This window comes from Deltaproteobacteria bacterium (assembly GCA_019309545.1).
In the GTDB taxonomy this organism is placed as follows: Bacteria; Desulfobacterota; Desulfobaccia; order Desulfobaccales; family Desulfobaccaceae; genus Desulfobacca_B.
On record JAFDGA010000014.1, the window covers coordinates 21,918 to 46,258 of the forward strand.

At 53.5% G+C, this 24,341-nt stretch carries 22 protein-coding genes; 11 read left to right on the plus strand and 11 right to left on the minus strand.

Annotation, left to right across the window (positions count from 1 at the left end; all coding sequences use genetic code 11):
• Positions 1-20 precede the first annotated feature (20 nt).
• On the plus strand, positions 21-704 hold the full coding sequence (locus JRG72_06315) for a hypothetical protein (protein MBW2134830.1): 684 nt from the start codon (positions 21-23) through the stop codon (positions 702-704).
• Between the two features lie 190 nt (positions 705-894).
• On the plus strand, positions 895-1,038 hold the full coding sequence (locus JRG72_06320) for a hypothetical protein (GenBank protein ID MBW2134831.1): 144 nt from the start codon (positions 895-897) through the stop codon (positions 1,036-1,038).
• Positions 1,039-1,211: 173 nt separating this feature from the next.
• On the opposite strand, the gene tsaD is transcribed toward JRG72_06320, so the two are convergent.
• From tsaD to JRG72_06335, 3 genes are all read right to left on the minus strand, one after another.
• The gene (gene tsaD / locus JRG72_06325) at positions 1,212-2,216 is read right to left on the minus strand and encodes a tRNA (adenosine(37)-N6)-threonylcarbamoyltransferase complex transferase subunit TsaD (protein MBW2134832.1); all 1,005 of its coding nucleotides are present in this window, start codon (positions 2,214-2,216) and stop codon (positions 1,212-1,214) included.
• A gap of 112 nt (positions 2,217-2,328) precedes the next feature.
• Positions 2,329-2,631: a hypothetical protein gene (locus JRG72_06330; GenBank protein ID MBW2134833.1), complete on the minus strand. Its 303-nt coding sequence runs from the start codon at positions 2,629-2,631 to the stop codon at positions 2,329-2,331.
• The gene (locus JRG72_06335) at positions 2,615-3,016 is read right to left on the minus strand and encodes a helix-turn-helix domain containing protein (GenBank protein MBW2134834.1); all 402 of its coding nucleotides are present in this window, start codon (positions 3,014-3,016) and stop codon (positions 2,615-2,617) included. Before JRG72_06335 ends, JRG72_06330 begins: the two co-directional genes overlap by 17 nt.
• A 766-nt stretch (positions 3,017-3,782) precedes the next feature.
• Here JRG72_06335 and JRG72_06340 point away from each other — a divergent pair.
• From JRG72_06340 to JRG72_06360, 5 genes are all read left to right on the plus strand, one after another.
• A complete protein-coding gene (locus JRG72_06340) occupies positions 3,783-6,629 on the plus strand; it encodes a CoB--CoM heterodisulfide reductase iron-sulfur subunit A family protein (protein MBW2134835.1) in 2,847 nt (948 codons plus the stop codon).
• A 69-nt stretch (positions 6,630-6,698) separates the two neighbouring features.
• Entirely contained in the window at positions 6,699-7,175 is a 477-nt protein-coding gene (locus JRG72_06345; protein ID MBW2134836.1) for a hydrogenase iron-sulfur subunit, read from the plus strand.
• Between the two features lie 40 nt (positions 7,176-7,215).
• Positions 7,216-7,650, plus strand: a complete 435-nt coding sequence (locus tag JRG72_06350) for a hydrogenase iron-sulfur subunit (GenBank protein MBW2134837.1) — start codon at positions 7,216-7,218, stop codon at positions 7,648-7,650.
• A gap of 42 nt (positions 7,651-7,692) precedes the next feature.
• Positions 7,693-8,361, plus strand: coding sequence for a methylenetetrahydrofolate reductase C-terminal domain-containing protein (locus tag JRG72_06355; GenBank protein MBW2134838.1), 669 nt, complete (start codon positions 7,693-7,695; stop codon positions 8,359-8,361).
• The gene (locus JRG72_06360; GenBank protein ID MBW2134839.1) at positions 8,358-9,284 is read left to right on the plus strand and encodes a methylenetetrahydrofolate reductase; all 927 of its coding nucleotides are present in this window, start codon (positions 8,358-8,360) and stop codon (positions 9,282-9,284) included. Before JRG72_06355 ends, JRG72_06360 begins: the two co-directional genes overlap by 4 nt.
• 229 nt (positions 9,285-9,513) lie before the next feature.
• On the opposite strand, the gene JRG72_06365 is transcribed toward JRG72_06360, so the two are convergent.
• The 5 genes from JRG72_06365 to JRG72_06385 all read right to left on the minus strand — a co-directional run bounded on the left by JRG72_06365 (position 9,514) and on the right by JRG72_06385 (position 15,676).
• Complete coding sequence (locus JRG72_06365) at positions 9,514-10,260, minus strand: sulfite exporter TauE/SafE family protein (protein ID MBW2134840.1); 747 nt, start codon at positions 10,258-10,260, stop codon at positions 9,514-9,516.
• Between the two features lie 11 nt (positions 10,261-10,271).
• Positions 10,272-11,915 (minus strand): CoB--CoM heterodisulfide reductase iron-sulfur subunit A family protein, encoded by a 1,644-nt coding sequence (locus tag JRG72_06370; protein ID MBW2134841.1) that lies wholly within the window; start codon positions 11,913-11,915, stop codon positions 10,272-10,274.
• 23 nt (positions 11,916-11,938) lie between these two features.
• Complete coding sequence (locus JRG72_06375) at positions 11,939-14,269, minus strand: hydrogenase iron-sulfur subunit (GenBank protein ID MBW2134842.1); 2,331 nt, start codon at positions 14,267-14,269, stop codon at positions 11,939-11,941.
• 35 nt (positions 14,270-14,304) lie between these two features.
• A complete protein-coding gene (locus JRG72_06380; protein MBW2134843.1) occupies positions 14,305-15,147 on the minus strand; it encodes a 4Fe-4S binding protein in 843 nt (280 codons plus the stop codon).
• A gap of 238 nt (positions 15,148-15,385) precedes the next feature.
• Entirely contained in the window at positions 15,386-15,676 is a 291-nt protein-coding gene (locus JRG72_06385) for a hypothetical protein (protein MBW2134844.1), read from the minus strand.
• Positions 15,677-16,023: 347 nt separating this feature from the next.
• Between JRG72_06385 and hisD the strand changes: the two genes are divergently transcribed.
• The 3 genes from hisD to yedF all read left to right on the plus strand — a co-directional run bounded on the left by hisD (position 16,024) and on the right by yedF (position 19,353).
• Entirely contained in the window at positions 16,024-17,325 is a 1,302-nt protein-coding gene (hisD, locus tag JRG72_06390; protein MBW2134845.1) for a histidinol dehydrogenase, read from the plus strand.
• Positions 17,326-17,591: 266 nt separating this feature from the next.
• Entirely contained in the window at positions 17,592-18,392 is an 801-nt protein-coding gene (locus tag JRG72_06395) for a GTP cyclohydrolase I FolE2 (protein ID MBW2134846.1), read from the plus strand.
• 352 nt (positions 18,393-18,744) lie between these two features.
• On the plus strand, positions 18,745-19,353 hold the full coding sequence (yedF, locus tag JRG72_06400) for a sulfurtransferase-like selenium metabolism protein YedF (GenBank protein MBW2134847.1): 609 nt from the start codon (positions 18,745-18,747) through the stop codon (positions 19,351-19,353).
• 38 nt (positions 19,354-19,391) lie between these two features.
• On the opposite strand, the gene JRG72_06405 is transcribed toward yedF, so the two are convergent.
• Together JRG72_06405 and JRG72_06410 are read right to left on the minus strand one after the other, a co-directional pair.
• Positions 19,392-21,815 carry an AAA family ATPase gene (locus tag JRG72_06405; protein MBW2134848.1) on the minus strand — a complete coding sequence of 808 codons (2,424 nt, stop codon included), beginning with the start codon at positions 21,813-21,815 and terminating at the stop codon, positions 19,392-19,394.
• Between the two features lie 391 nt (positions 21,816-22,206).
• Positions 22,207-22,686, minus strand: a complete 480-nt coding sequence (locus JRG72_06410) for a transcription elongation factor GreA (GenBank protein ID MBW2134849.1) — start codon at positions 22,684-22,686, stop codon at positions 22,207-22,209.
• 370 nt (positions 22,687-23,056) lie between these two features.
• Here JRG72_06410 and JRG72_06415 point away from each other — a divergent pair, with 370 nt between their 5' ends.
• Complete coding sequence (locus tag JRG72_06415) at positions 23,057-23,674, plus strand: 50S ribosomal protein L11 methyltransferase (protein ID MBW2134850.1); 618 nt, start codon at positions 23,057-23,059, stop codon at positions 23,672-23,674.
• A 115-nt stretch (positions 23,675-23,789) separates the two neighbouring features.
• On the opposite strand, the gene JRG72_06420 is transcribed toward JRG72_06415, so the two are convergent.
• Positions 23,790-24,236, minus strand: a complete 447-nt coding sequence (locus JRG72_06420; protein ID MBW2134851.1) for a universal stress protein — start codon at positions 24,234-24,236, stop codon at positions 23,790-23,792.
• Positions 24,237-24,341 lie beyond the last annotated feature (105 nt).

The window sequence follows — 24,341 nt, forward strand, 5'->3', positions numbered from 1 at the left end:
CTAATCTAAAGGACAGAAAAATGCTTAGTTTTATGATAAACATACTGCTCAGCGCCTATACTCAGGTTGTCTTGCTGTTCTTACTGCTGGGTTATTTTTTTAGCCACCGTAATGATCCCCGTCTAGTTTCTTCCAAGCTTGGTTTGATCCGCACCATCGTACTGTTATTGCTGTTTATCTACTTTCTGTGGAACTGGGCCAGCGAAATCCCTCCTTCTCTGCGCCTCACCAGTGTGCTGGGGATGTTTCTTATTAACCTGTTTTTGATTAAAAACGTGGCTCTCGCCCGTCTGGAACGAAAATATCGCGATGCCCTGCAGGCCTATGTGCGGGAACCAGAGCAGGAAAAGCATCTAGATAATCTCTGGCATACCGGTAAGCGTTTTTATTATTCCCGTTATTTGATCACCTCGCTATTCAGTGGCGGCTCTCCCGGGCGCTTTCTACACGGCATCACCACGGAGCGGGTAAACGAAGATATCAAGGAAATTTTTACCCGCTCGGGAAAGGGCAAACAGTTAATCTCTTCTAAGACCTTGGCCACCTTTTTGAAAGACCGCCTGGCCAAAGACCAATTGCTGCCCCAGGAGTTAAAGGATTCGATTGCCCAGGCCATCGAGCAGCTTACCCAGCATGCCTGGGTGGAAGACCAGATCAATGAATTTCTAGACATTGCGCTCGAGGCTCCGGAAAAATTACGTTAGGCCGAATAGGCTTAGATTGAGGGATGCGGATTTAAGCGGCTTGGGCGGCCTGGACGCGGCCGTTCAATTAAACCCTCGAAGGCCTGTTGATCAACGCGGTTAATCCATAGGGCTAAGCTCCGGCGGATAATAATGAACAAAGCCGCTAACGGATCATGATTGATACCTAAAAAATGAGGCTCGGATCGCCATGAGGCGAAGATGGCGGCGTTTGGACGCCGCGTCTTGGGCCGCGCCCTCCGGTTCGGCCCGGGAGCAGTTTTCGGCATGGGGCATGTTCGGCAGCCTGACCATAGCCCGGACAAAGCACAATCTTCATAATGAGAACAAGTAAAATTTGCCTTCTATAAGAAAAAAATTATGAGAATCCCTACAGGTCGAAAATCAATAAACTGAAATTCTCCCTAGTTTTTTTAACTGTTATGCCATATACCGAGTGAAGGATTAATCCCTTAAAAATGACGGATAGGTAGTAATCCGCCTTCATAAAATAGTTTCTCTACTTTTTTACCCCCTGGCGAATACATCCCCGGTAAGGTCTAAGCGATCTCCAGCTTGCAGCAGGTGATAGCCCAGTGCGGCAACCATGGCAGCGTTATCAGTGCAGCGTCGGGGTGGGGGAATGAACAGCTCAATGCCTGCCGCCTCAATCTGGGCCTGCAGCACCCCCCGCAGACGGCGGTTGGCTGCCACCCCTCCGGCTACCACCAACCTTTGACTATGGGTTTGGTCCACGGCTAGCAAGGCCCGGCTGACCAGAGAGTCCACCACTGCCTCCTGAAAGCTGGCGGCCAGGTCGGCGGCTCCAGGCCGGTGGCCGGGATAGAGAATTTCCGGATTTTTCTTAAGCAGATAGGCCACTGCAGTCTTGAGGCCGCTGAAGCTGAAGGTCAGCGGCTCCTGTTCGATCCGTGGTCGGGGTAGGTGAAAGGCCTCAGGGTCGCCGGTCGCGGCTAGGGCTTCGATGGCCACGCCCCCCGGATAACCCAGGTTCATGAGCTTCGCCACTTTATCAAAGGCCTCGCCGGCCGCGTCGTCGCGGCTGCGGCCCAACAGGCGCATGTCCTGGAAACTTTGCACATAATAAAGATTGCTATGACCTCCAGAAACCACCAGGGCGACATAAGGGAAGCTGGGGGGCCGCTCTTCCAGGTAGGCGGCCAGGATATGGGCCTTGAGGTGGTGTATCCCGACAATCGGCAGTTTGCGGGCATAGGCCAGGGCCTTGGCGACCGCAAAGCCGATCACCAGCGCCCCCACCAGGCCAGGGCCTTGGGTAACGGCGAGGGCGTCGATGTCATCCAATGTCATCCCGGCCTGATCCAGGGCGGCGCGGATCACCGGCAGGATATTCTCCTGATGCCGCCGGGCCGCCAGTTCCGGGACCACCCCACCATAAGCGGCGTGCAGGTCAAACTGGGTAGCGATCACGTCCGACAGGACGACCTTACCATCGGCCACCACCGCCGCCGCGGTCTCATCACAGGAGGTCTCAATCCCCAAAATTTTCATGACATGTATTACTAATACCGATTATCTTTCAAATGAGTAATTTTATCCTTTATCCCCTCTCCCCCGCTGGCGGGGGAGAGGGCGAGGGTGAGGGGGCATTTTAGCTCTTTGATCACAACTTGGTATCATAGGGGTGAGTGCTGGTGCCGCAGAATTCCCGGCCGTTATCGGTTAACATGGCAGTTATTTTTATATTTTTTGTTGGTAAAAGGAAAAAAACCTCATTGTGCAGCACCGCCACGGCGGCTTCTGGAAATTTGGAAGTGTGGAGGAAACCAAAGGTAAAACTATTGAAGGTGTCCTGGCACAGCAGTTCCCCAGGCTGGGAGCTTTCCACGTGGCGTTCGTTGAAAGCAGGATTTGCCTTTTCGATGAAAGCCATCTGTTCTCCCGCCAATTCAACGGCAAGGGGCATTTTTTTCTTCCAGTTTAAGCCAGCGCTCATAGCGGGTGCCCAGGCCATGTTTAGTCAGAATGCCTTGGACGGTGGGTGAACTGACCGAAATACCTTGGAGCTTCAGGTAATTACTAAGACGCACACGGCCCCACGCCAGGTGTGCCAAGCTGAATTGGAGGATACGTTCCACCACCTCCTCAGGGGTAGTTATGGAATGGGATTTATGCACCGGCGGCAAGTCTTTCAGCCCATCCAATCCATGGGTTTGGAAGCGCCGTTTATACTCGTAAAACTGGCTGCGGTGCATGCCGCGCTGCCGACAAGCGGCAGTGATGTTTCCCAAGGCTTCGGCCAATTGCAATACACTCAATCTTTGTCGGGCGATCTTCTCAGCAGCGTTCACCTCATTCCCCTTTCGCAGGCAAAATAACATGAAGATCGTCCAAAGAGAAGCTTAATTATTCATTTCAGATCATTAGTCCCAAAGCTCATCGCCGGGGGACCTCCCTCAGGGTCAATGAGTTAGTCAACCAAATTGACCGTTTGGTAGAAAATCATCACGGCAAATCAACACATTTGGTGTGGACCGGCACTGCTCCAACAATGCTCGGCAAAATACCCAGACTTGTAAAAGTATATCGGGGACAGGATATTTGCCCCCCGTATTTCTTTCCTCTTACCGGCTGTTAGCTGCCCGGCGGATAGAATTTCCCGAGCGGCTCCCACCCATATTGTGCTGTAAGTAACAAACTTTTTTGCCATAGCCCCCGGTCATGGCATTTATCTAACTTTGTCTCAGTGAAGTGAATATGTTAGCTGGCCCCTGAAAAGATCTTGGTGAATATTTACTCATAATTATTATTGACACGGCTATGGACACAATGGTAAAAATAGACCTTAATGTTGGAGAATGAGAAAATTTTTACAAGAACTCAGCCCATATTTGCCGATGCTATAATACGGCAGAATAGTTTAAGAATTACCTCCCGGAAGCCTTGACTGGCCTTAATCAGGCCCAGAGACTTAAGGGTGGCTTAGCTTTTCTCAAGCAGATAACTTATTCGCCCCGGATGATGAGAACGGCAGACGTCACGTTCCGGGAACTGACACATTACGGTGTCCAAGAATTGCTAACTGGTCTGAAATCTCTCTAAAAGAGGAAGGAAAAGATGGCGGAGCGAGGTATAGAAAAAGGTGGGTCGAATCCAGGCCAAACCGGCGGTCCCATTGGCGCTGTCCTGGTAGTCGGAGCCGGAGTAACAGGCGTCCAGGCCGCCGAAGATTTGGCTAATTCGGGTTATTATGTTTATCTATTGGAAAAAACTGATAAAGTTGGCGGGGTTACGGCAGAACTTGATAAGATGTTTCCTACCCATGACTGCTTTCTCTGCATGGTCTGTCCCAAGCAGGACACACACGGTTTTGTGGAAGTAACCCGCCATCCCTTTATTGAATTTTTGCCCCAGGCCGACCTCCAGACATTGGAGGGGGAGCCGGGAAACTTTAAGGCCCAAGTCAAAGTGGGCCTCCAGTCCGAGGCCCGCACCCTGGAGGTGGGCGCAGTTATTCTGGCCCCAGGTTTTGAAGTCTTTGATCCTACCATAAACGATGTTTATCATTACGCTGATCATCCTAACGTTATTAATAGCTTGGAGTTCGAACGGTTGTTGTCCGGCACCGGTCCGACCGGGGGACGGCTGCTGCGCCCTTCTGATGGTCAAGAGGCCAAAAAGATTGCCTGGTTCCAGTGTGTCGGCTCCCGGGATATCCACCATGGCGACAATGCTTATTGTTCCTCGATCTGTTGTATGTACGCCTTGAAAGAGGCCATGATGGCCAAGGAGCTCTGTCCAGAGCCTCCCGAGACCAGCATCTTTTTTATGGATATCCGCACCTTTGGCAAGGATTTTGAGCTGTATCTCAACCGGGCTCAAAATCTGGGGGTGCGTTTGATACGATCCCGCATCCATTCCATCGATCCGATTGCTAATAATAACATAAGCCTGAAGTACATTGATGAAACCGGCGAATCCCAGGTCGAAGACTACGACCTAGTGGTGCTTTCCGTGGGCATGCAAATAACTAAGGAAACCCAGGACTTGGCCAAGAAATTAGGGATTGAACTCAATGAACATAACTTCGCCAAGACCACCACCTTCCAGCCGGTTAAGACCAACCGGCCCGGCATCTATGTCTGCGGGGCTTTCCAGAATCCATTAAATATTCCTGAATCCGTCACCCAAGCCGCGGCCGCGGTGGCCGCGGTGTCGGCTGATCTGAACACCGCCCGGAACACAGTCGCCAAACCCAAAACCTATCCTCCGGAACGGGAGGTCAGCGGCGAAGCTCCGCGCGTCGGGGTGTTTATTGACAGTTGCGGCATTGAATCAGGCAGCCTGGATCTTCCTGCCTTGGTCTCTTATGCCAAGACCCTGCCCAACGTAGCTCTGGCCGAAATGGGAGAGTTCTTGTGCGCCCCGGCCGGCCCGGAAAAGATGAAGGATATCATTCAAAAGAACAATCTCAACCGGGTGGTGGTGGCCGCTGGTTCGGTCCGCAATTATCGCGAACAATATCAGGACATTGTCCAAAGCGCCGGTCTCAACAAGTATCTGCTGGAGATGGCCAACATCCGGGAGCAAGTCGCTTGGGTGCATAAAGATGAACCGGCCAAAGCTACCCAGAAGGCCAAAGGCCTGATCCGCATGGCGGTAGCCGATGCCAATCTGCGGCAAGCCATTAGCGAATCGGAAATCCCGGTCACCAGAAGCGGGCTGGTCATCGGCGGCGGCATCGGCGGCATGAATGCTGCATTGAGTCTGGCCCAACAGGGTTTTCCGGTTACTCTGATCGAAAAGAACGGGGAGCTGGGCGGGGTGGCCCGCCACCTCTACACTACCATTGAGGGCGATGATGTGCAGGCCTACCTGAAAGACCTTATTGCCGAAGTCAAGGCCCATCCCCAAATCGAGGTGCTGACCAATAGCGAAATCGTTGATTTCAAGGGGGTAAAAGGTGACTTTACCTCCAAAGTTAAGATAGGGTCGGAAACCCGGGAAATTCGCCATGGGGTGGCCATTGTCGCCAGCGGCGCCCAGCCTTATAAACCTAAGGAATATCTCTACGGCCAGCATCCCGGCGTCCTTACCCAACTGGAACTGGGGGAACGGTTGGCCACTAAACCGGAGGAGGCCAAGGGCTGGAAAAATATTGCCATGATCCAGTGCGTCGGCTCCCGGAACGAGGAAAATCCCAACTGTAGCCGCATCTGTTGCCAGGCGGCAATCAAAAACGCTCTACATATAAAAAAGCTAAATCCCGAGGCCAATGTCTTTGTGCTGTATCGGGATATGCGCACTTACGGCCTTATGGAAGATTTTTATCAGGAGGCCCGCAAACAAGGGGTACTGTTATTCCGCTACCGGCGGCAAGAACCCCCAGTAGTCGAGGATAAGGGCGGCCGGCTGAACATCCGCTTTAAGGATCTGATCCTGGGCCGGGAGCTTACCCTAAGTCCTGATATTTTAGGCCTGAGCACCGGGGCAGTGCCCGGCGACAACGACACCCTGGCCAAGACCATGAAGCTGGAGCGGGATAGCCTAGGCTGGTTTCAGGAAGTTCATTTAAAACAACGGCCGATAGATTTCTTCACTGAAGGCGTCTATATGTGCGGCTTGGCCCATGCTCCCAAACTGATCACCGAGACCATCGCCCAGGCCCAGGCCGCGGCGGGTCGGGCTTTAACGGTGCTGTCAGCGGAGCGTCAGCGCATCGGCGGCGTAGTGGCAGTGGTGGACAAGGACATCTGCGCGGCCTGCCTGATCTGTGTGCGGGCCTGTCCTTATGATGTCCCTTATATCTGTGAAGACGGCTACTCGGTAATCGATCCGGCCCGTTGCCAGGGTTGTGGCATCTGTCCGGCGGAATGTCCGGCCAAGGCGATTACCTTGCAGAGTTACACCGATGCCCAGCTTCTGGCTAAATGTGATGCCCTGTTAGCGGAAGCCGCAGGTTAACAACCTTTGAGAGGTGACAGCCACCCTCTGACCGAAATCGAGCAACCCGGGCCGGTTAGCTGGGGAAAGTTGCAAGACAAAAATTTCGAACCAATAATCCTGGCCTTCTGTTGCTATTATTGTGCCTATGCGGCGGCCGATCTGGCCGGATCGATGCGGTTGCATTATCCGGCTAACGTCTTGATCATCCTGGTGCCCTGCTCGGGACGGATCAAGACCATCCACCTGTTACGGGCTTTTCAGCACGGCGCCGATGGCGTCTTGGTAGCTGGCTGTCAGGAGGGAGAGTGCCATTTTTTGACCGGCAATCTCCGGGCCCGCCGCAAGGTGGAGCAGGTGAAAAAGATTCTGGACGACCTGAAACTTGGGAGCGATCGGGTGGAAATGTATAATCTATCTGCCAGTATGGGACCAAGATTTGCTGAAATCGCCCAGGAAATGACGGCGAAAATTAAAAAATTGGGACCCAGCCCGATAAGGCGGCAGCTGGCCCGAAGCCATGTTGCGAAGTCTTTCCGGCCGGTATGTGAATCAGACCTAAGTTAGCCAGATAAAAGCGGGTGACTTTTCCAGAAGGAGTATGGGGATGAGTGAAACTTTTGAGCCAACCATTATTGCTTATACCTGTCATTTCTGCCCTTATGAGATGGCCGACAAGGCAGGTGAGCAACATTTAAGTTATCCAACCAATGTGTCCATCATTGAAGTGCCCTGCACCGGACGGATCGATGTCATCCATCTGCTGCGGGCTTTTCAAGACGGGGCCGACGGCGTGTATGTGGTGGCTTGTAAGGAAGGCGAGTGTCATCACAAAACCGGTAATCTTGTGGCCAAAAAAAGGCTGCAATATGTCAAAAAGATGCTGGACGACTTGGAAATCGGCAGCGACCGGCTTGAGATGCGTTACATCATGACCGGAGAAGTGCCACATTTTGCCCGGATCGCACAAGAGATGACCGAAAAAATCCGAGCCTTGGGGCCCAATCCGGTCAAAAACGGGGGTGCCGCCAAGACGGCCTGAGTCTGTCTTGTTAAAAGTTAACCATCTGGAAAGGGTGAAAAAATGATTGTTGCCGAGCAAAAACCCCTCAAAGAGATCATCAATATGGTCTCTCCCTTTAAAAAATTGTTGATCGTCGGCTGCAATGAGTGTGTCACCGTATGCCACGCCGGCGGTCGGAAAGAGGTCGAACAACTGGCCGCGGCTCTGTCGATGGCGGCTCAGAAAGATGGCCGGCCTTTAGAGATCAAAGAGGTTACCCTGGAACGGTGCTGTGACCCAGAATACATCGAACAGGTGCGGCCCTTTATCGATCAATACGAGGCGGTCCTGTCTTGTGCCTGCAGCGTCGGGACCCAATATTTTGCCGACACCTATCCCACCAAGTGGGCCTTGCCGGCCTTAAATACTTCCTTTATGGGCGGTTCTTTGGCCCAAGGCATCTGGGCCGAACGTTGCGCCGGCTGTGGCAACTGCATTCTCCACGAGACCGGCGGCATCTGCCCTATTGCCCGCTGCTCCAAACGGATGCTCAATGGCCCATGTGGGGGCTCCACCGGCGGCCATTGTGAAGTAAATCCTGATATCCCCTGTGGCTGGCAACTCATCTGGGACCGTTTGGTGGCCTTGGGTCGGATCCCGGACTATGCCAAGATAATGGCCGCTAAAGATTGGAACACTAGCCGGGACGGTGGGCCACGGAAAATTGTCAGAGAGGATTTGACCATATGAAAACCGAAAGTAAATTAGAAAAGATTCTGGAGTCGGGGCAGCTGGCCGTAACTTCGGAAGCGGGGCCGCCTCGGGGAGCGGAGCCTGAGGTCATCAGGAAAAAGGGGGAAATGTTAAAAAAATTTGTAGACTGCTGCAATGTTACCGACAACCAAACCGCCATGGTGCGGGTCTGCAGTCTGGCTTCCTGTATCATTTTGAAAGAATTGGGGATCAGCCCGATCTTACAAATGACCGCCCGGGACCGCAACCGGCTGGCCATCCAGGCCGACATCCTGGGAGCCTATGCCTTTGGCATCAATACCATGCTGTGTCTGACCGGCGACCACCAGAGTTTCGGCGACCATCCCACCGCGGCCAATGTCTTTGACCTCGATTCCATCCAGATGATCCAGGGGGTCCACAAGATCCGTGAAGAAGGTACTTTCATGGGCGGGGCCAAAATGACCGTAGCCCCCAAAATGTATATTGGCGCCGCAGCCAACCCCTTTGCCGACCCCTTTGAACTGCGGGTGATGCGGCTGGCCAAAAAAGTCGCCGCGGGAGTCGATTTCATCCAGACCCAGTGCATCTTTAATCTAGATAAATTCGCCAAGTGGATGCAAATGGTTTGCGATGAGGGGCTGGATCAAAAGGTCCACATCCTGGCCGGGATCACCCCCATGAAGGGCTTGGGTATGGCCCGCTACATGAAAAACAAAGTCCCCGGTATGGATGTGCCGGATGAAGTAATCAATCGCTTAAAAGGCGTTCCCAAAGAGAAACAGGCCGATGAAGGCATTACCATGGCCGTGGAACAGATACAGCAGCTGAAAGAAATGAAGGGCGTCCATGGCTTCCACATCATGGCCATTGAGTGGGAGGAAAAAGTCCCTGAAATCGTCGAACGGGCCGGCCTCCTGCCCCGACCCCAGGTAGATTAATCCGCTATGTGGCGGGAGGTTATTAAGATTACCAGCAAATTGATCTGACCGGGAAGGCAACTGGCAGTCGCCTTCCCATCTAACGCATCGAAAGTTGCCTTCAAAAAACTATCTTCCCTTAACCGTAGGGGCGCAATCCATTGCGCCCTAAAGGGCTCGATAAATCAAGCCCCTGCAAAAAAATCCATACTTGATTAGCATAAGAAGAAGGGGGCAATAAATTGCGCCCTTACCAGAACATGCGTGCAGCCAGGACGACCAGGAGGACAGCAAAAATTTTTTTAAAGGTGGGGCCAGAAACATAGGTTAATAACCGGGCTCCAATCTGCGCCCCCAGGATGCCCCCTACCCCCCAGGCCAGGCCGACCGAATAATTGACATGGGCCAGTTTGCTGTGGGCAACCAGGGCTGAGAGGGAAATGATCAGGATAGCCAGAAAAGAAGTCCCCACCGCCTCCTGGACCGACAGGCCCAGGAAAATGGCCAGCGGCACCATCAGAAAACCACCGCCTAGGCCGGTGAAACTGGCGGCCACCCCGACTCCCACCCCCAACATTAACATGGCCAGGGCTTGCCCATAGCCGCGGCCCGGGGATCTCGCAGGCTGGGCTGGTGCCTCGGCCGTATTGGTTTTTTCTTTAGCCAGCGCCATCCGCAGCGCCAACAGCACCAGGATCAGAGCAAACAGCTTTTTAAAGGTCGCCGCGGCCACATAGGGCAGCAGACGGGCCCCAATCTGGGCCCCCAGCAACCCCCCGGAGCCTAACAGCAGGCCCATCCGGCGGTTGACATGCTGCAGGCGGCGGTGGGCGATGACCGCCGAGAGGGAAATGACCACAATGGCCATAAACGAAGTGCCCACCGCCTCGGGGACCGATAGACCCAGGAAAATGCCCAGCGGCACCATCAAAAAACCGCCGCCTAAGCCAGTGAAGCTGGCCCCCAGGCCAACGGCCACGCCAACCAGGATCATCAATAAAAGATAAATTATGCCCCTCCGGACCGGCTGGCTTTTTTTGCCAGAGAGCCAAACATATTGAGGACCCGGGCGGCAACGGCGCTGCCCTGGCAGACCGTGGTGGTAATATCTTGCGGCCCCTGACAGGTGCCGGCCAGGAAAACGCCGGGCCGGGTGGATTCCAAGGGGTGCAACACCGGCTGGCGACACTGGTAAAAGCCCAGCTCATCCCGGTCCGGAGCCGGGCCGACAAAGGGTAAATCTTTCTTGGGGGCTTCCAGTCCGACCGCCAAAACCACCAGATCCGCGGTAAGTTGGGCACGGACGCCGGTAAGCTGGTTTTCGTAGGAAATTACCGGCCGGCCATGATCATCTTCCTGGATGCGCCCCGGCAAACCCTTGATAAAATTAACCCCCGCCTGCCGGGCCCGTTGGTAGAGTTCTTCAAAGCCTTTGCCCGAGGTGCGAATATCATTATAAAAAATGGTCACCTCGGCCTCGGGCTGGTGTTCCAGGGCCAGCATCGCCTCTTTTATCGAGGCCGTACAGCAATAGCCCGAGCAGTAGGGTAAGAAGCGGCGGTCCCGGGAACCGACACATTGGATAAAGGCAATACGCTGCACCGCTCGTCCCTCAGGAGTAATCAACAACCCCTGGGTAGGTCCGGAGGCGCAGACGATGCGCTCGTATTCCAGGTTGGTGATCACCGTCGGGATACGGCCATAACCATATTCGCTTTTGATAGTGGGGTCAAAGGGACGGGCCCCGGTGGCCAGGATAATGGCTCCGACGGTGAGATGTCGGGGTTGGGGCTCGTCTTCCAGATTAATGGCCTGACGCTCGCAGGCCTTGACGCACAACTGGCAGTCAATGCAGTATTCCTTGTCAATGGCGGCCCTGAGCGGCACGGCCTGAGCAAAACTGATCCGTATACATTTGCTCGGCTTCAGATCCAGATCCCAGCGGCCGGGAACGATTATCGGACAGACCTCGGTACAGGTCCCGCAGCCCACACATTTGGTCATATCCACATAACGAGGTTTCAGAGTCAGATCTACCTCAAAGGCCCCTGCCGCGCCGGTTATCCGTTCAATATTGACGTAGGTCAGCAATTCAATCTGGGGGTGGGCGGCTACTTCCACCAGTTTCGGCCCTAAGATGCAGATTGAGCAGTCAAGGGTAGGAAAAGTCTTGTCTAACTGAGCCATGATGCCGCCGATGCTCAGCGCCGCATCGACCAGATAGACCTTGATGCCTGCCTTGGCCAGATCCAAGGCCGCCTGGCACCCCCCTATCCCGCCCCCGACGATCAGCACCTCCCGAGACAAAGGGGGGGCGGTTGGTTCAAGTGAGTGAGGCGCCGCCTGGGCCAGGGTCAGGGCCCCTACTGCAGTCTCTAGATCATTACAGGCCAACAGATCGACAACGGCTAGCTCAGCTTTGCTGACCAGGAGTCGAAACAGTCCGGCGTATCTTTCGGGGCCACAGGCACCAATAAGCAACTTACCAACCGCGGTAGAGAGATGGTGGTGCAACTGCGCCAGGCCCTCGGGGGTGCATAGGGGCGGGAGCAGTTGCACATCCTGGCCGGACCGCTCCAGCCACTCAATCAGGGCCTGAACATCTATGGTTAAGTCAGGGCAATGGCAGATTAGAAGCTTGTCTTTCGCCATCGGTTCCTTTGGCTTCGGTCTGCTTAGGTTTTCTTTAATTCTGCAGCCAGATCCTGGATAATCTGTTGAAAAATGCGGCCTTCGGTAGCCGAAATCCAGGCCAAACGCAAGCGTTGGGGATCAATGCCTTTTTTATCCAGTTTTTTCTTAAGTTTTTCCATCCGGACCTGGGCGCGTAGGTTTCCAGAAACATAATGGCAGTCACCGGGAGGATGGCAGCCGGTAACCAGCACCCGACCGGCGCCCTGCTTCAAGGCACGCAGAATAAATTTGGGATGCACCCGACCGGCGCACATGGTACGGATGATGCGGACCACCGGGGGGTATTGCAAGCGCGACACCCCGGCAAAATCGGCCCCGGCGTAGGAACACCAGTTGCAGCAGAAAGCCAGGATCTTTTCCTGCGGATGATCCGCCAAGAACTCGTCGATCTGGGCCTGAATCATCTCATCGGTAAAACCATGCGCAATCACTGCCCCGGCCGGGCAAGCCCCGGCACAGACTCCGCAACCTTTGCAGGCGGCCTCGATGACCTGGGCCTTCCGCCTTTTGCCTTCCCCCACCATTTTGATGGCCTGGAAGGGACATTCATTGTAACAGGTCTCACAGCCGATGCATTTTTCCTGATCCACTTCGCAAACAATGCCGTCCAGCGTAATAGTCTCGTGGGCGAATAACGAGAGGATTTTGGCCGCCGCGCCGCTGGCCTGGGTGATGGATTCGGAAAGATCTTTAGGTCCCTGGCAGGCTCCGGCCAGATAGATGCCATCCAGGACGCTCTCCAGGGGGCGCAGCTTGGGATGGGCTTCCAGGAAAAAGCCATCGTCGCCCACCGGCAGCTTGAGAACTTCACGCAGCGGCGCGCCGCCGCCCGGCTCCATGCCCACGGCCAATACCGCCAGATCCACCCGGTCCTCAGTGGCAGTCTGAAACAGCTCATTATCGCCCCGGATAATTACCCGACCGTCATCATCAGCCTGGACTTCCTTGACCTGGCCCCGGATAAACAGCAGGCCCGCTTCGCGGGCTTTAGTGTAAAGGGCTTCCCAGTCTTTCTTGGTAGTCCGCAGATCCCGATAATAAAGGCGGATGTTGGCCTGGGGAAGGCGGCTTTTCAACTCCAGAGCCTGCCGCAAGGCAGTCGGACAACAGACCCGGGAGCAATAGCGATGACCCTCTTCTTCCCGAGAACCGACGCAGAGGATAAAGGCAATCTCCTGGGGCGGGTTAGAGCCGCCAGGCGTGATCACCTGACCCGCGGTCGGTCCGTCCGGGGCCAGCAAGCGTTCCAGGGTAACCGAGGTAATCACATTGGGAAGCGCGGCCCAGGGTTCATAGCGGCTGCCTTCTGGATTAAAAGGACGAAAGCCGGTAGCCACCACCATGCTTCCGCAGCGAAGGTGGTGTTCGACCTTCTTAGGCCGGAGATTGATGGCCTGCCGCGGACAGACCGGAACACAAAGGCCACAACGGTTACAATGTTCCTGATCTATTACATATTGGCCTGGAAAGGCCTGGGGGGCGGGGAGGTAAATGGCTTTGCGGGAGCTTAACCCTTGCTGGCGTTCATCTGGCACTTCGACCGGACAGACCTCCAGACACTGGCCACAACGGTCGCAGTCCTCAGACACCAAGGGCAGAGATTGCCGCACCGTAACCTCAAAATCGCCGAAATGGCCGCTGACCTCGGTGACCTCACTATTGCTCAGCAACCTGATCCCCGGATGGAGCATGACTGCCGCCATCATCGGATTGATCAGGCTGAGGGCGGTCTGTCCCTGCGGAAAAGTGCGATATAGGGAATTGGTCATGCCGCCCAGCACCGGCTGGCACTCCACCAGGGTTACCGGGAATCCGGCATTGGCAATATCCAGGGCAGCCCGCAGACCGGCCGGGCCGCCGCCGATGACCAGGGCCTGACGGTGCAGCGGCACCACCCGATCAGTGAGCGGGCGGGCCAAACGCACCTTGGCCAGCCCCATTTTGATCAACTCCAGGGCCTTGGCCGCAGCCGCCTCCGGCTCGTGGATATGCACCCAGGAACAGTGCTCCCGGATGTTAACCATCTCCAACAGATAGGGATTGACCCCGGCCTCGATCAGCAGCCGCCGAAAAGTCGGCTCATGGAGCTTGGGAGAACAGGCAGCGATTACCAGCCGGTTCAGGCCCAATTGTTGAATATCCTCCAGGATTTCGCGCTGGCCCGCCTCAGAGCAGGTATAGAGGTGATGCCGGCAGACCGTAACCTCAGGGAAGCTTTGTGACTGGGCCACCAGAGCTTCGGGACTGATGACTCCGGCAATATTGAGACCACAATGGCAGATGTAGAGGCCGATGCGAACTTCTTCGTCCATGTGTTTTAAATGTTAGGGGCGGGGTGACCCCGCCCCTAGTTTTTGATTAGTTTGGCCACAGCCTGTTCCCAGGCCTGGGAATATTCTCCTGGCTCCGCGACCACTTCTTCCCGGATCAGAGTGATAGCGTCCTGGTCGCAGATATTGAGGCAGACGCCGCAGTAGGCACAATCTTCAAACCGCAGAAAGACTCGCTCGCCTTCCCGCACAATCGCCTTGGTGGGGCACAGGTTAATACACTTATTGCAATCTAACGGACACTTGCTATCATCGATAAGCAGACGCCCCAAAAATTGGGGATTGACCTCAATGGCGTCATATTCACAAGACTGCAAACACTGGGTGCACCGCAGACAGAACTCGGGTTGGGGGACCACGCTTTCCCCCTCCTGGTCCCAGATGATCGCCTGCCGCTGGCAGGTCTCAATACACACCTGGCAGTGTTTGGGGCAGTCAGTCTCGGTGTTGGGCACCAGCTTGAGCTCGCGGCGGCACCAGCGCCAGTCGCTCTCCGGATTAATTGGACAGGGCAACGGACATTTGCCGGTGTCAATATTGATCTTGGGTAAAAAAGGGGCCAACCCTTGCTGGTCGGCAAACATGGTTTTCGGTCGATGGTTATAACTCAAGCTGATGGCCGCCACCGGGCAGAAATGGGAACAGATCTCACATAATACACAGAGCCGGGGATCAATGGTGATGTCCAGATCCTCCTCCCCCGGGATTATCTTCACTGCCTCCCGGGGGCAGACCAGGGAACAGATGTCGCACTTCAGGCAGAGCTGTTTGTCCAGCTCCAAGGTTACCTGGTCAACATACATCTGGAGACAGAGTTCCAGGTGATTTTCCGTCTCTCGCTTTGCCACCCTGGCCTTCATGCCGAGTTTCCCAACTCCCCCATATAAATTACTAATTTTAGCAAAAAAAAGCCTAAAGACAAGGCTAAAAATAAAATTATGCAATTATATCAATAAATTTGGTAAGTAAAGAACCCAAGCCTTGCAGGCCGGGTGATTCGGGAATATTTTATTTGGGTTAGGGTGGGTTAGGGGCCGGAATATCGACCCAGCCCCAGAGGTGTTTAAAAAGCTGTCTGACCCTCTCTGTTAGGGGATCCTACTCGTACTTGAATTGTTCACCGAATTCGCTGAACGAGAAGGTGAGGAAGATATGATGGCCATCAAAGTCTAACACCCGCAAGTCATCAGTCTGCCGGAGATCTCCCAATATTACCGGATAATGCTCCCCGTAGCGCTTCTCACATAATTCCAATGGAAGTTCATAGCCTATAAATTTTTTTATCCCCTTGGCCTTGAGTTTCTCTACAAAACCCGGATCAGTAAAGGATTTATAGGAGGTTAACACTACAATAGGTCCTGTCCCAGTAAAGATAATTCCCGCTTTCATTGTCATCCTCCCTCGGTTTTGGGTTTAAGGGTCATCTTATATTAACTTAAATTCTCTTCTGGCAAAGTCAATATTCAGTCAAAAAAAACTTTGTCAGTCTGCTTGGAAATTAGACAAAATTTATGTATCATTAGCCACTTAATTGCCTGAAGCCTCTTCACATTGCTAGCCCTCGGAAGAGGCCGGTAGCGCCCTGGCCTATTCTAATGCTGAATCTTAACAACTTTGGAAAGGGCAGTTTATAATCAACAAAGTTGATTGTGCCTTAATTTTCAATCTGCTATAATGGTCGCCATCACTAGCGGAGAGAATTTGACTTGATTGGGGAATGATCGAGGACCAGCAGGATGGTTAACTTAATTGTGGAGAAACTGCGCGAGCTTAGCTTTGAACGCCGTCAGGCCATCCTGACGCGGTCTAGAGAAGATATCTCGGCGGTGCTGGACGATGTCAAGAAGATCGTCGAGGCTGTCCGCCAGCACGGGGATTCCGAAGCCTTAGAAATTTATGGGGATTATAAGCATGATTTCTGTCCCCACGATCTAATCGTTACAGCGGAGGAAATTCAGGCAGCCTATGATTCCCTGGACCCCAAAATAATTGAAGCCCTGCAGCTGGCCGCGGCTAATATTGAGAAATTCCACCAGGCCCAGGTCGAGAGGGAAATGTGGGCTATTGAGGTCCGGCCGGGTATTATGGCCGGACGACTATATCGCCCCCTGGAGCGGGTGGGCTGCTACATTCCCGGGGGTCTGGCCAAATACCCCTCTACGGTACTGATGACCATTATCCCCGCCCGGGTCGCCGGAGTGCGGGAAATCATTGCCTGCACCCCGCCGGATCAGGGAATGATTGTTCACCCTGCCACCTTGGCCGCGGCCCATCTGGCCGGGGCCCAGCAGATCTTCAAAATCGGGGGGCCCTGGGCCATCGCTGCCATGGCCTATGGCACTGAACTGGTCCCCAAGACCGACAAGATCGTCGGACCGGGCAATAAATATGTCACCGCCGCCAAGTTACTGGTATTTGGAGAGGTCGCGATCGATTCCCCGGCCGGTCCCAGTGAAGCCCTGATCCTGGCTGATGACACCGCCGAAGCCCGTTATGTGGTGGCCGATTTCTTATCTCAGGCCGAACACGATCCCGACGCGGCTGCAGTTTTGGTCACTACTTCGGAGAAGCTGGCCCATCGGGTAGTACAAGCAATTATCGAGGAACTACCCGAATTACCACGCCAGGAGATTTTACAGGCCGCCATCGAGCACCACTCTGCAGTGCTGGTAGCCCACGATCTGGCCGAAGCTCTGGAGTTTGTCAACCTTTATGCCCCGGAACACTTGCAGATTATCACCCGCGAGCCTTTTGAAGTGTTGCCCCGGATTCGCCACGCCGGGTCCATTTTCCTGGGTCCTTATGCGCCTATCCCGGCCGGGGATTATGCTTCCGGCACCAATCATGTGCTTCCCACCGGCCAGTGTGCCCGCATGTTTTCCGGTCTGTCGGTGGACGATTTTATCAAAAAACCCACTTTTCAGCATCTTTCCTTCAAAGGCTTGCAGTCCATCAAGGATGCGGTGATCATTCTGGCCGAAGCTGAGGGTCTGCCGCTCCATGCCCGAACCATTGCGGAACGTTTCCGGTATGTTTGAAAATGCCACCTGCTTTGCCTGCGGGTGAACAAAATCCCAGAGCTTGTAAATGAAATAAAGATAACATATAATTAAATTAACAATCGATGTTTGTAGCTGCAGGGTCTAAGGTGGCGTGGTCGGTTGCCGGACGCAAAACTTAGGCCAGGTTTAGATACTTCTTGTTATTGCTTGCAGCTAGATCGACCATTAAACCAAAAAACTCTCCGGGAGGGGGGACAGTGCAAAAAGGCAAGGCGGTAGCTGCCACCATCGACCTGGCCGAGATCGAAGATGTCCAAAGCCGGCCGGACCACCGCATGATCGACATTGATAAGGTAGGAGTGAAGGACATCTCTTACCCGATTGTGGTGTTGGACAAATATAACGGCACCCAGAACACTGTGGCGCGCATCAATGTCTATGTCAACCTGCCCTATCGTCACAAGGGCACCCATATGAGCCGGTTCATTGAAATTTTAAGTGAGTTCCGTCGCAACATCAGTATCAAGAACATCTCCAGCATCCTGGAAGAGACCCGGCGGAGGCTGCATGCGCAGTCGGCTCATCTTGAGCTAACCTTTCCTTATTTCATTGAAAAACAGGCCCCGGTAACCGGTTCCCGCGGCCTCATGGAATATATCTGCAGCATCAAAGGGTCATTAAATTCTAACGGCCATATTGACCTGCTGGTCGGCGTCAAGGTGCCGATCACCACTCTTTGTCCCTGTTCCAAAGAGATCAGCCGGGTTGGAGCACACAATCAGCGGGGCGAGGTCCGGGTCCAGGTGCGGTTCAAGAAGTTTTTCTGGATTGAGGATCTCATTCGCCTCATCGAAGAATCAGCCTCGTGCGAGGTTTATGCATTATTAAAACGCCCGGACGAAAAGTTCGTCACTGAACATGCTTATGCCAATCCCAGGTTTGTGGAGGATATAGTCCGCGAGATCGCCCAAAAACTCGATAAAATGGATAACTTTACCTGGTATTCGGTAGACTCGGAAAATTTCGAATCTATCCACAACCACTCCGCCTACGCCTACATCGAATCCCATAAAGGCCAGCCCAAAATAGCCAAGCGGCATTGAAAGGATCCCAGGACGCCAAGATTAAGGGAAAATTCCACCCGCCCTGCCGACTGGCTCCTATCGGAGCACGACAATTTCCCTTTACAGACTATTGCAGCTTAGCGCGCTAATTATCCAATCTCAAACAACCAATTTACCCCATACCGGGTGGTCGGCAAAAGGTTTTCGGAGAGAAATTATTTTACTCGGAGCATTTAAAAGGTTAACTTAAGGGGAGGGGCGGGGGACCGCCGGATGCCCACCCCCCTCAATCTCCCCTCCCACCCCCCTTAAGGGTGGGGGTGAAGGTGTGGGAGAAGGGTTAGGTGTCTACGACCTCTAACCTCTTTCCCAAGAACAGAAGGATAGTTTCATGGCTGCCAGCAGACTTGATTGCCGGGGTCTGGCCTGTCCCAGTCCGGTCCTGAAAACCAAGGAATTGATTGATCAAGGAAATGTTGATCAGCTGACCGTTTTGGTGGATAATCCGGCCGCCCAGGAAAATGTCAGCCGCTTTTTAACCCGCAGCGGCTATCAGCTGCAGGTAGAGGAAAGTGACGGGGCCATTGCGATCACCGGGTTTCGGGATAAGTCGGAAACCTGCCAGCTCCCCTTGCAGCAAGCACCACAGCCGGCTTCGGAATCAAAAATCATGGTGCTCTTGGGAGTCAATTATTTGGGCCGGGGCGACGACGAGTTGGGCCGCAAACTGGTGATCAGTTTCATTAAGACTCTTAAGGAAATGGGTCGTGAATTGTGGCGCTTGGTCCTGTTAAATTCCGGGGTCAAACTGGCCACCGAAGGCTCGGAAGTGCTGGCCAGCCTACAGGAATTGGAAAACGATGGAGTCACCATCTTGGTCTGCGGCACCTGCCTGGATCATTTTCACCTGTTGGATAAGAAGCAGGTAGGCGAAACCACCAACATGCTCGACATCGTCACTTCCATGCAACTGGCCGACAAGGTTATTTCTCTAACCTGAGGTATTGTCGATTTTATTACTCTAGGCATTAAAACGGATTATTCTTCTGTCTCTCCTCCCAGGCTTTTCTCCTCTTTCATCATTTCCCGAGCCGTTTCCATCAGTTGCCGCAGTTTCTGGTCCACCCGGCAATTAATTGTATCGGGTTCAAAGCCGCCCTCGGGCAGCTTAGCGCCCGCCTTCATGCCAGTCAGAATCTCCAACGCCTCGTTCACATGGCCTACCGCCCAAACATGAAATTTCCCCTCCCGGACCGCGTCCACCACTTCTTTTTTCAGCATCAAATCCTGAACATTGGCCTTGGGGATAATCACTCCGTGGGTGCCGTCCAGTCCCCGGGCTTTACAGACCTTGTAGAACCCCTCGATCTTCCAATTGACCCCGCCAATGGGCTGAAACTCACCGCGCTGGCTGACCGAGCCGGTGACCGCAATATTTTGGGCCAGAGGAACCTCAGCCAGGCAGGAGATCAGGGCCAAGAGTTCGGCCCCGGAGGCGCTGTCCCCTTCCACCATGCCATAACTCTGCTCAAAACAGAGGCTGGCCGACAGGGTCAGGGGCTTGTCCTGGGCAAAACAGCTCTTGAGATAGCCGGAAAGAATCATCACCCCTTTGGTATGAATATTGCCGGAAAGTTTGGATTCCCGCTCAATGGCCACTACTCCCTCTTTGCCCAAAGAGACTGCGGCGGTGATCCGACTGGGGCGCGCAAAGGCGTGATCGCCTAACATATAGACTGACAGCCCATTGACCTGGCCCATTATCGCGCCGCTGGTTTCGATGGTAAGCATGCCTTCCTGAATAAATTCCTGCAATTTCTCTTCGGGCAAATCAGAGCGGTAAATCTTTTCGGCAATGGCCTTTTCCATATCCTCGGCCCGGATGACGTCATGGCCATTGGTACCGGCCCAGAAATTAGCCTCTTTCAGAATGGCCGCCACCTCAGCCAGTTGCAGGGTAAGCTTTTCTTTATGGCCGGCCAGTTCACCCGAATATTCTACCAGGCGGGCAACCCCGGTTTTGTGGACCGCCCGGAGCTTCTCTTTCTCGCAATAACTCCTCAAGAAGGCCGAGAATTTTTGCAGATGTTCCGGGGTCCGCCGCATCTCCCAGTCAAAGTCGGCTTTGACCTTAAACAGCTTGTGCAGATCTTCATCATAGGTATAAAGCAACTGGTAGAGCAGCGGGCTGCCGGTTAAAATGACCTTGACTTTCAAAGGGATTGGTTCAGGGTGCAGGGTCTTGGTGGTGATCAGACCCAGTTGTTCTCCCAGATCCTCAATCTTTATCTCCTGATTTTTCAAGGCCCGTTTTAGTGCTTCGTAGGAAAAATACCATTTCAATAGATCCAAGGCATTGATGATCAGATAACCGCCATTGGCCCGGTGTAAGGCCCCGGGGCGGATCAGGGTAAAATCGGTTACCAAGGCCCCGAATTGGGCCCGGCGTTCGATGCCGCCGAAAAGATTGGGATAGGTGGGGTTATTTTCCAATACCACCGGGGCCCCTTTGGTCTCCGAATGGTCAATAAAGACGTTTACCCGATATTGGATAAAACTGGGTTCAGGGACGGGAATTGGAAAGGGCGTCGGGGTGGTTCCCGGCCGCCGTTTCAGGTCGTCGATATTTTTCAGGATATCTTGCTCAACCTGGCGTAAATATTCGGTAACCTCGGTATAACCATGGTATTTTTCGATCAGCTCTTCAATCCGGTGCCCCACTACATAAAGGGCGACATTTTGGTCGAGTTGTTTTTCTTGGGACTCGAACTCCTTCTCCATCTTTCGGATTTTATGTAAAGCCTCGGTCATCTCGGCGTGCAAGGCATTGGACTTCTGACGTAATTCCTCCCGTTCGGCGTCGCTCAGAGCCTTTAGTTCCTCTTCCCCCATGGGTTTGCCATCTTTACCGGGAACAATCATCAATCCGGTCTGGGAGACATTAAGAATAAAACCCTCGGCACTGGCCTTATGGTCCAACTCCTGGAGTATGGCATTTCTCTCTTGGTTGAACTTACGCACCAGGGCCTCTCGCCGTGAGGTGTAGTCTTCGCTCTCAAAGACCTCGGGAATTTGCACCCTTAGTGTGGAAATTAACTCATCTAAATCGTTTTGCAGTCCCTTGCCCTTGCCCGTCGGCAGTTTCAGGGCCCGCGGTCTTTCAGGCTCTTTAAAATTATAGACGTAAACATAATCAGGCGGGGGCTCTTCCTGAGAAGCCAGCTCGTCCACATAGGCTTTGATCATCTCGACTTTGCCGGTCCGGGCCAGGCCTACCACGAAAATATTGAACTCTGGGTCTTTCATCCCCAGGCCGAATTCCAGAGCGTGACGGGCACGATATTGCGCCACCACCTTATCCACCAGGGGTTTAACCTCATTAGTGGTTTCAAATCCTAATGAGTCGGGATCACAAACCGTGCGCAGGTCGTCTGGCTTCAATTCCCAATCAGTACGTGACATTTGTCCTCCTGAGGATTAAACCTAAATAGCTTTAGAAAGCCTGGCTGGACCAAGTTTTCTTTCCGGCTCGTGATCCTCAAAACAATGATTCAAAGATGAAACGGCCGGGCAATGGTTACTTTCCCCTTCGAGCTGGATGGTGGTATGCTCCAGACCGAACCTTTCTCGAAGCACCTCGTTGAGTTCCTTGAGAATATCATCCCGATCTCGGGAGTCTTTGACTAGCGCCTTAATACTGAGGGCATAGAATCCGCTGGTAATGGTCCAGGTATGGAGATCTTGAATCTGACAGATTCCCGGGACCTCTCGGATAGCCGATTGGACCTCAGCCAGATCAATGTGCCGCGGGTGGCCTCCATATGAATTTCGCAGGCTTCCCGAACCGTTTCGGTCATGTATTACCCATCTGAATTTCCAGAATTTGATATACTCTCAGTCCACCAGGAGTCTGAATCCGGATCTGATCGCCGACGGCCCGCCCCAACAGGGCCCGGCCAACAGGAGAAGCTATCGACAGGCGGCCTTGCTGTGCATCGGACTCCTCTTCCCCTACTAGCTGAAAGCTTAGAATCTGTCCGGTCAACAGGTTGCGAATCCGCACCTGGGAATTGAACACCGCCCGGGTTGGAGCCAGGTTGCTGCCGACCAGCACTTCTGAGTTGGCCAGCGTTTGTTGTAAATGCTGGATACGGCGCTCCACCTGGACCTGGCGAGACCGAGCCTCCAAGTATTCGGTATTTTTCTCGAGTCGGCCATCCTGAGCCGCTTCCATTACTTCCGATAGAGTTTGGGGACGCACTACCTGGCTTAGCTGCCGCAATTCCTGGAGCAGTCTCTCATACCCAGCCCGGGTTAGCAAAGCCTTAGTCATGGTGGTTCCCCAATATCTTGTGGCCCGATCAACCGACCAGCACCCTATCTTTTCGCTGTCTGGTTGGTTATATTCATATCTAAAAAGGCAGTGACGGTCAAGATCGACTCAGGAAATTCATACGGATTTTTTCCTCAGGAGGTGCCCGTTCTTTACCTCAAGAACTCTCGCCGGGGCTGCCTCCTCTTAAATCAACCTGTTAAAGGCTCGGCGTAATATACCTGTTGCTGACCCCCTTAAACCAAAATCCTTGACCTTACCCAATGGCTTAATTTATTCTGTTTACAAAAAAGTAATCCTGGGAAGGCAAAGATCCCGACATTCAAGACCGGACTAATAAAATCAGCAAGCCTATTTTTAAGGAAGTGTGATGTTTTACCGGCTTGCCCCCCAGTTAATTATCCGCTCCCGATGGCGACCGTATCGGCGTCGGCCCGGCGATCGGGTTTTGGTGGTGCAAGCCCGGTCAGCCTTCCCTCCCAGCCATCCCACCACCCAGTTGTGTCTGGAACTGCTGGCCGCGGCCTTGGTGGAACAGCCAGCCGCCAGTCTGCTGGATGTTGGTTGCGGCTCCGGAATATTGGCCCTGACCGGGGCCCGATTGGACATTCCTTTTAATGTGGGTATCGATTTATCAGCACCGGCCATCCAGGTAGCCCAGGAAAATGCCCGGCACAATCAGATGACCGGCCTGGTACACTGGCTGCAGGGTTCAACCGAAGCCCTTCGGAGCCATTTTGAGCTGATTATGGCTAACCTGCCCTGGAAGGTCCTGATGGATAAGGTTATAGAATTACAACGCTTGTCAACCCCTGGGGGCCGGTTAATCCTGTCCGGCTTCCGGGAAACCCAGGAAGAGACCCTGTTGAACCTCTACCTGAACCAGGGCTGGCAATTATATCGGCGAGCCACGTTGGACCGCTGGGAAATCGAGCTACCCGCGGAACGAAGTTTCACCTGGGTGGGACTTGCTCTGCGTTACCGATGAAAACCCAGCAGTTTAGCGGATGCAATAACCAGCGGCTTCCAAAGACAACTATAAAAATGGCTCCTGGCCAGACCAGGAGCCTAAATATGCTTTATGCCAAATAGGGGAAACAAAATCATACTGGCCGGATGGTCAGAACCGGACAAGGGGCGTGCTTGATTACCTTTTCGGCGACACTGCCAAAAATCGTCCGTTCCAGGCCGGTGCGACCATGGCTACCCATGATGATCATATCGACCTTTTCTTGGCGGGCCACCTCCAGAATTCTTTCCTCCGCTTTGCCGGTGACTAACCTGGTCTCCACTTTGGGCAATCCTTTCAAATGGATAGCTATAAATTCCTTCAACTTTTTTTCAGCCCCGGTTTTAATCTCTTCCTGGATGCCTTTAATATTGACGTGGGGGGCATAAAAAGTAGCAAAACTCGACATATCCGGGGTAACCGAAATCAGATATACCGTGGCATCAAATTTCTTGGCAAAGGTCACCACCCATGGGACATATTTCGCGGACGACTCACTAAAATCTACCGGAAACAGAATTTTCTGCACCTGCTGCTCCATAAGCCTCAGCCTCCGTCGGTAAACCGGCACATTACCCGGTGAAAATATTTGTGATATTTTTATCAAGGGGCGGTATGGATGTCAAGGGAAAAACCAGCCTAAAGT